We start from the raw sequence: 12,612 nt of genomic DNA, 5'->3' as shown, positions 1-12,612 counted from the left end.
GAGCGGATGTGAACGCTCGTGGCGGTGATTGCGGCGACTGTGTCGACCTCTTCGTCGGTTAGAAAGGTGGAGTGGGCCGGTCGCCGAGTGGTGAGGAGTTCGAGTTGAGCGGAACGTTCGAGGCGGAGGCGGAGCAGATCAGCTCGGAGTCCGGGGTGCCCGTCGATGTCCGCGTCGCGGAGGGCCGCGCGCGTAGGCTTCGGCAATGACCACGGGCAACGGCATCCAGCCAGGGGAGGTCGATCCGGCCGTCATGGCCGAGCTCGGCCGGCTTCGGGACAGCATCGACAACATCGACGCAGCGGTCGTGCACATGCTCGCCGAGCGCTTCAAATGTACGCAGCAGGTCGGGCGTCTCAAGGCCGCGCACACGTTGCCGCCCGCCGACCCCGCCCGGGAGGCCAGCCAGATTGCCCGGCTGCGAAGTCTCGCCGAGGATGCCAAACTCGATCCGGCGTTCGCCGAGAAGCTTCTCGGCTTCATCATCAGCGAAGTGATCCGCCACCACGAACAGATCGCCGGAGCCACGAAGAGCTGACTCCGCGCCTGGTTGGCGCGGTTCGATGCCTCCACACACCGGTTGCCGGGACAACGGACAGCGCCGCGGCCTACTCGATCGCCGCCGTCAGGTGGAGCTTCCGCTCCACCTGATGTGCGGAGGACGTGCGGTCAGGGGACGCGGTGGCCGGCTGTGCGGAAGAGTTCGTACCACTCGGTGCGGGTGAGGGGGATGTCGGAGCCTTGGGCGGCGCCGGTGACTCGGGCGGGGGTGGTGGTGCCGAGGACTACCTGGGGCTGGGCGGGGTGGCGGGTGATCCAGGCGGTGGCGATTGCGATCGGCGGTACGTCGTACTGCTTGGCGAGGCGGTCGATCACGGCGTTGAGTTCCGGGTACTCGGGGGAGCCGAGGAATGGGCCGGTGAAGAAGCCGGCCTGGAACGGGGACCAGGCCTGGACCGTGATGCGGTGGATGCGGCAGTAGTCGAGGATGCCGCCGCCGTCGACCACCGCGGACTGGTCGAGGCCGGCCATGTTCGCGGCGACGCCTTGCGCGACGATCGGCGCGTGCGTGACGGACAGCTGCAGCTGGTTGACCACGAGCGGCTGCCGTACGGCGGTCTTCAGCAGCTCGATCTGCAGCGGCGTGTGGTTGGACACCCCGAAGGCGCGGACCTTGCCGGCAGCCTCCAGGTCGTCGAAGGCGCGTGCGACCTCGGCCGGCTCGACGAGCGCGTCGGGGCGGTGGATGAGGAGTACGTCGAGGTAGTCGGTGCGCAGTGCCCGCAGCGAGTCCTCGACGGAGGCGACAAGGTGCTCGTACGACGAGTCGTACCCGGTGCCGGGGACGATGCCCGCCTTGGTCTGCAGCGTGATCTCGGCGCGCTCGGACGGCGTCAGCCGGAGTGCGTCCGCGAACCGTTCCTCGGCGCCGTGCAGCGTCCCGCCGTACACGGCGGCGTGGTCGAAGAAGTCGATGCCGGCGTCGCGCGCGGTCCGCACGAGGGTGCGGATCTCGTCGTCGGTCTTGTCCCCGATCCGCATCAGTCCGAGGGTCACGTTCGGTACGGCGAGTCCGGTGGCGCCGAGGGGCACAGTCTTCATCGAGGGGTCCTTAGAGGTTGTGGAGCCGATGACGACGTGAGCCTACCTACCGCCCTGATTCGACCGCCCCGAGGAAGGTGTTCACCTCGGCGACGTACTGCGACCGGTTGTCGCGGCGCACCGAGTGTCCGGCGCCGGCGATCTGTACCGCACGGAACTCGCCCGCCGCGGCTTGCGCGCACTCAGCGGCGTACTCGGGAGAGATCAGACCACCGCGTGAGGTGTCACCGTGGATCAGCAGCACCGGGCAAGTGATCGCGGTCAGCAGCTCGGTCAGCGGGACCGGTTGCTGGAACGTGAGGTCGAACAGGTGCGGGTTGACCTGGGCCTTCGACACGGCCCACGGCTCGAGCTCGTCGTCGGGCCAGCCGGGGTCGTTGGCCCGGCCACGCGCGATCCGGTCCGGCAGGTCGAGGGCCCGGAGGCCGGCGAGCCAGTCCGGCTCGGACCACGGTTCGTCCTGATGGTTGCCCGCGGCCCCGGGCGGCGGGTCCTCCAGTACGACGGCACGCACCAGTTCCGGCCTCGACGCGGCCAGGTAGGCGGCCGCCATCGCTCCCATCGAGTGGCCAACCACGACGACCCCGCCGTCGTGGGGCCCGCTCGACAGCACGAGTGCCGCGTCGTCGCTCTGCGCGCTGTAGCGGATGGGCTCCTCGGGAAGGCCCGACTCGCCGTGCCCCCGCGCGTCGATCGTCACCGCACGGATCCCCGGCATCGCGCGGATCACCGGCTCCCAGCACTGCGCCGAGTCGGTGAAGCCGTGCAGAAAGGCGACGTCGACTGCCGCCTCATCGGTCCGGTACCAGGCCAGATGCCCCGTTCGCCCTCGCATGCCCCTGATGATTTCATCCGCTGCCCGGCGCCGCTCGGGAACCGACGCGCCGGCGTGTGGTGACGAAGTGGATGCCGGTGGCGAGCAGGCACAGCCAGGTGAGCGCGAGGGTCCAGCCGGCGAGTACGTCGGTGGCCCAGTGGTACCCGAGGTAGACGCGGCTGAGTCCCATCGCGATGCTCAGGACGACGGCGACCGCCGTACCGGCGATCTTGAGTGCTCGGGAGGCGGCCGAGTAGCAGAGCAGTCCGGCGAGCAGCAGGAAGAACGTCGTACCGCTGAGCGTGTGGCCGGACGGGAACGAGAAGCCGGTGTTGACGGTGCCGATCACCAGGCTCGAATCTGGTCGATGACGGCCGATCAGGAGCTTGATGAGCGAGGTGAGGACGGCGGCACCGGCCATCCCGGCCACGAGTACGACGGACGCTCGCCACCGACGCGTGAAGACTCTGAGGAGGCCGGCGACGACCACGGTGATCGCGGTCAGGACCGGCACCTGGCCGAAGAAGGTGATCGTCTGGGCGACCTTGCTCAGCCCCGCCGCGCGGTGCGCGACGAAGTCCTGGGTGAGCTGAGGGTCGAAGGCGGCGAGCCCATCACCTTCGACCACCGCGTCCGCCTGGACGACGAAGCCGATCGTTCCGAAGAGAGCCACGAGCAGACCGATCACCACACGACGCGACAGCAGGCTCACCTCGTTCGGATCGACGGTCGGAGGGGCACGGCGTCAGCCACCGTCAGGATCGAGACGGTATCCCATACCCCGGACGGTCTGGATCGCGTTCCGGTTGTACGGCGCGTCGAGCTTGAGCCGCAGGTAGCGGATGTAGACCTCGACGACGTTCGGGTCGCCCTCGAAGGCGGGGTCCCAGACATTCTCGAGGATCTCGGTCTTGTTGACCGTCTCGCCGCGATGCCGCATCAGGTACGCGAGCAGCCCGTACTCGCGGCGGGTCAGGACGACCTCCTGGCCGGCCCGTTCGACCCGACGCCGGACCGGATCGAGGCTGAGGTCGCCCGCGGTCATCACCACCGGCCGCTCAGGGGCTCCGCGCCGGATCAGCGCATGCAGCCGCGCGACCAGGATCATGAAGCTGAACGGCTTGGTCAGGTAGTCGTCGGCGCCCAGGTCGAAGGCGTCGGTCTGGTCGTACTCGCCGTCCTTGGCGGTCAGCATCAGGACCGGGGTCCAGATGCCGCGTTCGCGGATCTGCTCGAGCACTTTGTAGCCGTTGAGCTTGGGCAGCATGATGTCGAGCACGATCACGTCGTACGGATGTTCGGTCGCGGCCCACACACCGTCCTCGCCGTTGTGGACCACCTCGACGACGAACCCGTCCTCGGTGAGGCCGTGCCTGACCGTCTCGGCCAGGGGGATCTCGTCCTCGACTATCAGCACCCGCATGTTTCCAGTGTCTGCCCCACTGGCTGAGAGCAACCTGAGTCGACACGCTACTCAGGGTAATGGAATCATCACCGTTGCCGTGGTGCCGCCGTCGTCCGCCGGGCCGAGCGTCACGGTGCCGTGGTGGGCCTTGATGATCTCCTGGACGATCGAGAGGCCGAGGCCGGAGCCGCCGCTGGCCCGGGCCCGGCTCGTGTCCAGGCGGACGAACCGCTCGAAGACCCGTTGCCGGTCGCTTTCCGGGATGCCGTCGCCGTCGTCCTGGACCGTGAGGAGGGCGTGACCGTCACGTTCCGTCGTACTGAGCCGGACCGTGCTGTGGGCGGCCGTCGCGGCGTTCTCGACGAGGTTGCGGATCAGCTGACTGAGCCGCAAAGGATCCCCGTACACCCGGACCGGCCGGACATCGCCCACCACCCTGATCCGGTTGTTCTCGCGGAGCCGCAGGATCTCCATGTCCACCAGGTCGTCCAGATCGACCTCGGTGCGATGCATCGGCAGGGCCGCGTCGTCGGCCTTCGCCAGCAGGAGGAGGTTCTCCACCAGCCGCCGCATGCGCTCGGCCTCACCCTTCATCAACCGCAGCAGCTCCTGCCAGCTCTGCCCGCGGGCCGACGGCTCGATGACTTCGAGGCCGGCGGCGATGGTCGCGAGCGGCGATCTGAGCTCGTGGCTCGCATCCGCGACGAAGGCGCGCTGGGTGGCCTGTCCGGTCTGCAGGCGGTCCAGCATCTCGTTCATCGTCGCGGCGAGTCGCGCGATCTCGTCGTCCGTCTGTGGGACGGGTACCCGTTCGGTGAGGTCGCTGGACTCGATGCCCTGCACCCGCGTCCGGATCCGTTCGACGGGCCTGAGTGCCTGTCCCGTCAGCATCCAGCTCGCCGCACCGACCACGAGCAAGAGCACGGGAAAGCCGATCGCCAGGTACTTCGCCACGGTCGCGAGCGTCGATCGCTGCGTCTCCACGGACGACGCGACCACGACCGAGTACGTCTGACCGCCGTACTCGACACCGCGCGCGACGATCAGGTAGTCGTTGTCGTCGTCCAGCAGCCGCATCTCGCCGACCTCGGTCCGCTGAACGGTGCCGCCGGCGGGTCGCAGATGGGTCAGCGGTGCGGAATCCGCTCGCGCGGACGAGGCGGCGACGACCGTCCCCGAACTGTCCAGCACCTGCACGATCTGACTCGCCCGGGTCGTCCTGGCGAGATCGGTACCGAGATTGTCGACGCCCTCTTCACTCACCTGGGCAGCGACGTCGGCCGCGCGTCCGTCGGCGGCGTCGGAGACCGCGGAGATGAGCCCTCGCTGCAGCAGGAGCAGCAGGAGAGCGGCGCCGAGGGCCATTGCCACAGCGACGACGAGAACTGCGGCCGCGGTCGATCTGCTCCGCACGCTCGCGCGGTTCAGTCTGGAGATCGCGCTACGCAGTCCGGACAACTGGGACTCCCTGTCCTCTGCTCGTTGGTTCCTCCGTCCCGGCCATCGTCGCAGGGGTCCGCGGTGCAGAGGTGGACGCTGCGTCCAGTGTGGCGCCCGGCTGCTGAGTGTCGCCTGAGAGGCGATCGCTGGTAGTTGCTCTCAGCATCTGCCTGCGGGCGCTACTCAGGACGCTCTCAGTCGCCGATGCCTAGCGTCGACAGCATGACCGCTGAAAGTCCCGGCACCCAGTCGCTGTCCGGATGGGGCCGGACGTTCCGCCGCACGGCGAGGGTCCGGAGGCCGGAGCTCGAGGGCGGGCTCGTCGATGTGGTGCTCTCCGAGCCGAAGATCACCGTGCGGGGGGCGGGCAAGAGCTACGGCGACGCGGCGTTGCCGGGCGTCGGTGCGGGCGACGGAATCGTGCTCGACCTCACCGGTCTGGATCGGATCAGTGTCTTCGACGAAGGCAACGGCATCGTCGTGGTCGAGGCCGGCCTCGTGCTGAAGGATCTCATCGACCAGACGCTCCCGCTGGGCTGGAAGCTGCCGGTTGTCCCTGGAACCGAGCGGGTCACCATCGGCGGTGCGCTCGCCGGCGACGTCCACGGGAAGAACCATCCGGGCGCCGGATCGTTCGGACAACATGTGCTGTGGATCGACGTGCTGCTGTCGGACGGCTCGACGATCCGGCTGTCGGCCGGTCAGGATGCGGACGCGTTCTGGGCCACGGTCGGCGGTATGGGCCTGACCGGCGTCATTCTGCGCACTGCGATCCAACTGCAGCGGGTGGACACCGGCTGGATGATCAGGAACCGGCTTCGGACCCACTCGCTGGACGAGACCGTCGAGGTGATGCATGCGGCGGCCGGGCGGCAGGAGCTCGATCCCGATCGGCACGTGATCGCCTGGCTCGACGCGAACGCCCGGGGGAACCGGGCCGGCCGAGGCATCGTCGACGAGTACTACGACGCCTCGACACTCGATCTGCCCGGCGTGGTCGCGCCCTTCCCCGAGACGCGCGTGACGAGTTCGCGCGAGCACCGTTCGTTGCCGGGACCGGGTGTGGTGTCCGCGGCGACCATCGCCACGGCGTCGGCGGCACGGTGGCACCTGAGCAGGTCGGCCAACAGCCGGCTCGTCGCCCGGCGTACGGCGCTCTGCCCACTCGACCGTGCGGACGCGTGGCCGGCCGCGTTCGGGCGGCGGGGCGTGGTCCAGTACCAACTCGCCGTACCGCTGGACGAAGTGGGTGTGCTGCACGAGGTGCTCGCGTTCTTCAGCACCCACGGGTTGACGCCGGCGCTGGTGACGCTGAAGAACTTCGGGTTCGGCACCGCCGGACCGTTGACGTTCCCGATGCCGGGCTGGACGCTGGCGGTCGATCTTCCGGCGCGGTGGTTGCACGATGCCGGTGCGTTGCATCCGATCGACAAGCTGGTGGCCGGCGCCGGTGGCCGGGTCTACCTGGCGAAGGACGCCGTCACCGACGCGGAGCTGATTCCCGTGATGTATCCGCGGCTTCCGGACTGGCAGCGCACCCGCAGCCGATTGGATCCGGCAGGGGTCTGGACCTCCGGGCTCGCCGAACGACTGAAGCTGCTGTCATGACAGGCTCGGCTCTCCTGGTCGGCGGGTCGTCCGAGATCGGGATGGCCGTGCTGCTCCGCTTGCTCGGACCGGCGCCGCGCCGGGTGATTCTGGCAGGTCGCCCGAGCGGAGAACTCTGGCAGAACGCCGACAAACTTCGCGATGCCGGATACACGGTGTCGACGACGCAGTACGACGCGGGTCTCGACTCGGAAGAGATCGACGGCATGCTCGAGCACGCCTGTGCGCAGCATCCGGTCGAACTCGCGATCGTCGCGGTGGGGTCGATGACGGCGAAGTCGTTCGCGGAAGGTGTGATCGTGAACGGTCTTGCGGTGGCGCTACTGCTACGCGCGTTGGTGCAGCGCAAACCCCGGCACATCGTGCTGCTCTCGTCGGCCGCCGCGGTCCGTCCCCGGCAGTCGATCGCGGAGTACTCGATCGGCAAGCAGCTGGCCGATTCGACCGCGGTTCTGCTGGCGCGGCAGGCCGAAGAGACCGGCGTACGGCTGCTCGTCGTGCGGCCCGGGTTCGTCACGACCCGGATGACCGCCGGCCTCTCGAAGCCCCCGCTGGCCACCGATCCCGAGCGAGTGGCGGACCGCGTCGCCGCGGCGATGGAGCACCGCAAGACGATCGTCTGGGTCCCGCGCCCGATGGGTTTCGTCGTCCGGGCGCTGAGTCTGGTACCGCGGCGGCTGCTGCCGGCCGCATGGCGGTGACTTTCTCCGGGTCCTCTCAGGTCGGCCTGGATCTACTGGAGGCATGAAGCAGAACGCTCCTCAGCGTCGTCGGCGGCCGGTGCGGAAACGGTGGATCGCGCTGGCCGTCTGTCTGCTCCTGGTCGTTCCCGCGGTGTCGTACGTTCGTGCGTTGCTGTACCCGGGGAACGCGAGCTTCTCGGTCCGGACGGTGGAGTGGTTCCGCGATCACGGTGCCGGGGCGATCATCGACACCGTCGAGACCTGGAAGTACTCCCGCCAGCAACCGTCCGCGACCGGAGCCCCGATCGACACCACCGCCCCCGAGACTGCTGCAATACCGCGGCCCGGCCGGCCGGCGGTTCACGCGAGTACGGCGGCTCTGCCGGTGGTGCACCTGCTGCCGAAGCCGTTCGCGCACGAGGGGAGCTGGTCCGTCGCACGGCAGTCGACGTCCGGCGTACCGCTGGTGTGGACGACCTGGTTCCGGCCGGACCCCGGCCACCTGCCGGTCACGGCGGGAGCGGCGCTGTTGCCCCGCGGGAGCTATCACCTGCACCTGATGCCGGGGACGCGGGAGCCGGTCGTCGGAATGGCGTCCAAGGAGGGGTACTCCGTTCCGCCCGCCGACCGTTCTGCGCTGGTGGCGACCTTCAACGCGGGCTTCAAGATGCGCGACTCGCACGGCGGCTGGTGGACGAACCAGACGGCCGCGGTACCACTGATCGACGGCCGCGCATCGGTGGTGATCCTGCGCGACGGCTCCGCGCGCATCGGGACCTGGAACCAGACCGTCAGGATGTCCAAGGACGTCGTCGCGGTCCGGCAGAACCTCGACCCGGTCATCGTCGACGGCCAGGTCGTGCCGGGTCTGACCACGAATGCGAACGGGCGGTGGGGAACGGTGCGCAGCCAGTTCCAGTACACCTGGCGCTCCGGTCTCGGGACTGATGCCCACGGCAACTTGATCTATGTCGCCGGCAACAAACTGACCCTCGCGACGCTGGCCGCGGCCATGCACCAGGCGGGCATCGTGCAAGGCCTGGAGCTCGATATCCACTCGGCAATGGTCAGCTTCGACATCGAGCAGCCCGGCGCGAACGGCACCGTGACCGGCCGGCGGCTGTTGAACTCGATGAACTCACCGGCCAATCGCTATCTGGTCGACGACCAGCGCGACTTCTTCTATGTGACTGCGCCATGACCAATCTGCAGGCCCGGCCCTTTGTCACGCGACAGGAGTCCACGACCCGGGCGCTGCTGCGACTGAGCCGGCCGCGGCAGTGGCACAAGGCGGTGATGGTGTTCGCGGCTCCGGCCGCCGCAGGTGCTCTGACATCGCCGGTCGTGCTGCTGCAGGCTGCTGTGGCCGCGGTGGGATTCATCCTGCTGGCGGCGGCGATCTACGCGTTCAACGACATCCAGGACGCGCCTGACGACCGGAGGCATCCACGCAAGCGCCTGCGGCCGGTCGCGTCGGGCTCGCTGAGCCCGACCTTGGCCGCGGTGTTCGGCGTGACCGCCGCGCTCGTGGGGCTCGCGATCGAGAGTTCCCTCGGGTTGTCGACGTTCGCGCTGGCGGCGGCGTACCTCGTGGCGCAGGTGCTGTATGTCCTCGGTCTGAAGCACGTCGCGGTGGTCGACCTGATGATTGTGGCCCTCGGCTTCGTCCTGCGCGCCGCGGCCGGCGGGACCGCGACGGGGATACCGGTGTCGCATTGGTTCCTCCTGGTGTCCTTGTTCGGCGCGATGTTCCTGGTCACCGGGAAGCGGAAGGCCGAGCATGTGTCGGCCCGTAACGCGGTGAGCCGGCCGGTGCTGGCCGCGTACCCGGCGTCGTGGCTAGACCAGGTCATGACAGTGGCCTTGCTCGGTACGGCGTTGTCGTACGGAATGTGGGCCTTCCAGTACCTCGGTCACGACGTACTCCGTGAACTCCTGGCGATCTCGTTCGTCCCCTTCCTCACCGGCCTGCTGCGCTACGGGCTCCTGGTCTCGACCGGCCGCGGCGAGGAACCCGAGCACGAGATCTTCCACGACCGGGTGCTCCAGGTAGCAGGTCTCACCTGGGCTGCCCTGCTCGCCATCGGTATCTACAGCGGCTGACGGTCCGTTTTCTCTCAGGTCGCGCTCAGGAGGCCGTCGGTACGGTCTTGTCGACATCCGTACCGATCGAGGAGAGCAGTTGACGCACGGCGTGACGATCTGGGACTCGCTGGTTCTGGGAGTGGTCGAGGGACTGACGGAGTTCCTGCCCGTGTCCAGCACGGGCCACCTCACGATCGTGTCCAAGATGCTCGGACTCGAGATCGACGATCCGGCGGTGACCGGCTACACGGCCGTGATCCAGGTCGGAGCGATCGCGGCCGTCGTCCTGTACTTCTGGCGCGACATCAGGCGGATCGCGGTCGCCTGGGTGCGAGGCCTGCTCAACCGGGAGGAGCGGGACGACTTCGACTACAGCATGGGTTGGTACGTCATCGTCGGCTCGTTGCCGATCGGCATCGTGGGCTTTCTCGCGAAGGACCTCATCTCAGGTCCGCTGCGGAGCCTGTGGTGGGTGGCGGCCGGTCTGATCGGCTGGTCGTTCGTGATGGTCCTGGCCGAGCGGCTCGGCAAGCGGACCCGTCCGCTGACCCGGATCAGGATGCTGGACGCCGTGGTGATGGGCGTGGTGCAGTGTCTGGCGCTGATTCCCGGAGTGTCCCGGTCCGGGGCGACGATCTCGGCCGGCCTGTTCCTCGATCTGGACCGGGTGGCAGCGACCAGGATCGCGTTCCTGCTCGGCATCCCGGCGTTGGTCGGCGCCGGCCTGTACGAGCTGAAGGACGCCCTCAACGGTGGGACCGGGGCGGCGGCCCTGGTGATCGGGACGGTCGTCAGCTTCGCGGTCGCCTACGCATCGGTGGCCTGGCTGTTGCGCTTCGTCTCCAAGCACTCGATCGAGGTCTTCGCGTTCTACCGGGTCCTGCTGGGTACGGCGCTTCTGGTGGTCCTGACAAGTGGCGTCGCCGCGGCGACGTAGGCCGTCATGAGAGCGTTGGAACGCGGTTCGGCGATGCTGCTCTGGGCGTTGGGGTTCCTGGCCCTGAGCGTGGCTCTTCCGCCGACCGCGACGGCGGCTCCGCCGACCGGCGCTCAGGTGGTCGTCCTCGGAGTCGGCGGTCTGAGGTGGACCGATCTCTCGGCGGCCGCAACTCCCAATCTCTGGCGGTTGGCCGGGCAATCCGCGGTCGCGGCCGTGTCAGCGCGTACGGCGAAGGTCGACAGTTGCCCGTCCGATGCGTGGCTGACGCTGAACACCGGCGTACGCATGGCTGCGCCGCGGCGCGCGGACGGTGTTTGTCCGGATCCCGGCGAACTGATGCCGTCGCGGGGGAGTACGAACGTCTCGCGATGGTCCGAGATCGCCAACTCGTCGTACGACCCTGAGCCTGGTCTGCTGGCGGCCGGCGCCGCGCACCGTGGCTGCGCGACCGCGGTCGGTCCTGGAGCCGGCCTCGCTCTCGCCGATGCTCGAGGTCACGTGGCGCGGTATGCCGCGCGGCTCGACACTGCCGATCTGCACGTATGTCCGTTGACCGTGGTCGATCTCGGGAGTCTTCCGCAGGGCCGGAGTCGCGGCGAGGCCCTGAGGGCGATGGATGCTGCGATCGGCACGGTGAATCGCGCCGTACCGAATGCTGAGCTCGTCGTGGTTGGTATGGGCAACGAGTCGACTCCACACCTGCAGACGTTGCTGATGCACGGAGGCGCCGACCAGGGCTGGATCGATGCGAACTCGACCCGGCATCGTGGTCTCGCGCAGTTGACCGACGTCACCCCGACCGTCCTCGCGAGACTGGGCGTCGCCGTACCGGATCGAGCCGTCGGTTCGGTACTGCGGACCACGCCCGGAGCACCGCGTGATCCGCAGACGCTGGTGGATGAGCTGAGTCAGTTCGACCGCGCCGCACAGACCATCGACCAGAACATCGTGGGGTTCTACTTGCTGGTCGTTGCCGGCGCGTTGATCGCCAGTGCGCTGCTCATCGCCTTCCGCCGACCACAGTGGCCGCTCCTCGTCGTCGCCTCATTGCCTGTGGCATCTTTCCTGGCGAATCTCCTGCAGTGGTGGCGGTTCTCCTGGGCTGCCGCCGGCCTGTGGGTGGGCGCCATCGGGTGGGCAGTCGCGATCGGGACGCTGGCCCGGTTCGGTCCGTGGCGACGGCAGCGATTCGGGTCGGCAGGTTTCGTGGCGGCCGTGACGGCTGTGGTTCTCGTGGCGGACGTGGCCACCGGGTCGCGGCTGCAGTTGTCGAGTCTGTGGGGCTTGTCGCCGCTCGATGCGGGACGATTCTACGGATTCGGAAATGTCGCGTTCGCTCTCTTCGCGATGAGCGCGCTGATCGCCGGCACGTGGATCGCCACGCTGTTGATCCGCCAGGGCCGCCGTCGATGGGCCGCGGCGGTCGTCGTCGGGATCGGTGCCGTGAGTGTGGCGGTCGACGGGTGGCCGTCGTTCGGCGCGGACTTCGGCGGAGTGCTTGCGTTGGTGCCCGGTTTCGCGGTCCTGGTCGCGGCGGTCGCCCAGGTCCGGCTCCGACTTCGTTGGGTACTGATCACCGGGGCGACCGCGATAGTTGCGGTCGTGGGGGTCGCGCTCGTCGACTGGTCGCGCCCGGCGGGGAGCCGAACGCACCTCGGCCGCTTCGTCCAGCAGGTGCTCGACGGCGGCGCCGGCAGCACGGTACAGCGAAAGCTCGATGCGAACGTACAGTCGTTCACCGACCGGCCGTGGCTGGCTATGCTCGTTGTGGTGGTCGTGGTGTTCACGGCGGTGCTGGTCATCCGCCCACAGCGCCTCCCCAGGTTGCGAGCCGCCACGACCTTTGCGGAAGAACCTCTGCTGCGGGCCTGTATCGCAGCGTGTTTGGTCACCGCGGTCGTCGGGCTCGTCGTCAACGACTCCGGTGCTATCGTTCTCGGCGTCTGCTGCGCGGCCGCGGTGCCGCTACTCGTCCACGCGTGGCACTCGGTCACGTCCGATCGGGAACCGCGCAGGCAGCCTCTGACGTAGC

12 protein-coding genes are annotated in these 12,612 nt (G+C 68.7%); 7 read left to right on the top strand and 5 right to left on the bottom strand.

The annotated features are described in order from the left end of the window. The first annotated feature begins 205 nt into the window (after window positions 1–205). A complete protein-coding gene (locus ACFYRH_RS17695) occupies window positions 206–538 on the top strand; it encodes a chorismate mutase (RefSeq protein ID WP_387775598.1) in 333 nt (110 codons plus the stop codon). 131 nt (window positions 539–669) lie between these two features. Here the strand turns inward: ACFYRH_RS17695 and ACFYRH_RS17690 are convergent, their stop codons facing one another. Genes ACFYRH_RS17690 through ACFYRH_RS17670 form a run of 5 tightly spaced genes read right to left on the bottom strand, consistent with a single transcriptional unit; the run spans window position 670 to window position 5,282 of the window. After that, complete coding sequence (locus ACFYRH_RS17690; RefSeq protein ID WP_387775595.1) at window positions 670–1,602, bottom strand: aldo/keto reductase family oxidoreductase; 933 nt, start codon at window positions 1,600–1,602, stop codon at window positions 670–672. Between the two features lie 46 nt (window positions 1,603–1,648). Continuing rightward, complete coding sequence (locus tag ACFYRH_RS17685) at window positions 1,649–2,437, bottom strand: alpha/beta fold hydrolase (RefSeq protein ID WP_387775592.1); 789 nt, start codon at window positions 2,435–2,437, stop codon at window positions 1,649–1,651. Window positions 2,438–2,450: 13 nt separating this feature from the next. Continuing rightward, window positions 2,451–3,131: a phosphatase PAP2 family protein gene (locus ACFYRH_RS17680; protein WP_387775589.1), complete on the bottom strand. Its 681-nt coding sequence runs from the start codon at window positions 3,129–3,131 to the stop codon at window positions 2,451–2,453. A 33-nt stretch (window positions 3,132–3,164) separates the two neighbouring features. Next, a complete protein-coding gene (locus ACFYRH_RS17675; protein WP_387775586.1) occupies window positions 3,165–3,842 on the bottom strand; it encodes a response regulator transcription factor in 678 nt (225 codons plus the stop codon). Between the two features lie 51 nt (window positions 3,843–3,893). Continuing rightward, window positions 3,894–5,282, bottom strand: coding sequence for an ATP-binding protein (locus ACFYRH_RS17670; RefSeq protein WP_387775583.1), 1,389 nt, complete (start codon window positions 5,280–5,282; stop codon window positions 3,894–3,896). A gap of 204 nt (window positions 5,283–5,486) precedes the next feature. On the opposite strand from ACFYRH_RS17670, the gene ACFYRH_RS17665 reads away from it, so the two are divergent. From ACFYRH_RS17665 to ACFYRH_RS17640, 6 genes are all read left to right on the top strand, one after another. Further along, complete coding sequence (locus ACFYRH_RS17665) at window positions 5,487–6,872, top strand: FAD-binding protein (RefSeq protein ID WP_387775580.1); 1,386 nt, start codon at window positions 5,487–5,489, stop codon at window positions 6,870–6,872. Beyond that, entirely contained in the window at window positions 6,869–7,573 is a 705-nt protein-coding gene (locus ACFYRH_RS17660; RefSeq protein WP_387775577.1) for an SDR family NAD(P)-dependent oxidoreductase, read from the top strand. The genes ACFYRH_RS17665 and ACFYRH_RS17660 overlap by 4 nt, the downstream gene beginning before the upstream one ends. Before the next feature lie 43 nt (window positions 7,574–7,616). Beyond that, window positions 7,617–8,756: a phosphodiester glycosidase family protein gene (locus tag ACFYRH_RS17655; protein WP_387775574.1), complete on the top strand. Its 1,140-nt coding sequence runs from the start codon at window positions 7,617–7,619 to the stop codon at window positions 8,754–8,756. Then, window positions 8,753–9,658, top strand: coding sequence for a decaprenyl-phosphate phosphoribosyltransferase (locus ACFYRH_RS17650; RefSeq protein WP_387775571.1), 906 nt, complete (start codon window positions 8,753–8,755; stop codon window positions 9,656–9,658). Before ACFYRH_RS17655 ends, ACFYRH_RS17650 begins: the two co-directional genes overlap by 4 nt. A gap of 91 nt (window positions 9,659–9,749) precedes the next feature. Continuing rightward, window positions 9,750–10,577, top strand: coding sequence for an undecaprenyl-diphosphate phosphatase (locus ACFYRH_RS17645; protein WP_387778286.1), 828 nt, complete (start codon window positions 9,750–9,752; stop codon window positions 10,575–10,577). Window positions 10,578–10,583: 6 nt separating this feature from the next. Continuing rightward, window positions 10,584–12,611, top strand: a complete 2,028-nt coding sequence (locus tag ACFYRH_RS17640) for a hypothetical protein (protein WP_387775568.1) — start codon at window positions 10,584–10,586, stop codon at window positions 12,609–12,611. The last annotated feature ends 1 nt before the right edge of the window (window position 12,612 follow it).

The organism is Kribbella sp. NPDC004875 (assembly GCF_042873375.1).
Lineage (GTDB): Bacteria > Actinomycetota > Actinomycetes > Propionibacteriales > Kribbellaceae > Kribbella.
Note: the sequence above shows the minus strand (reverse complement) of the source record. Positions and strands in the feature narration are given on the sequence as shown.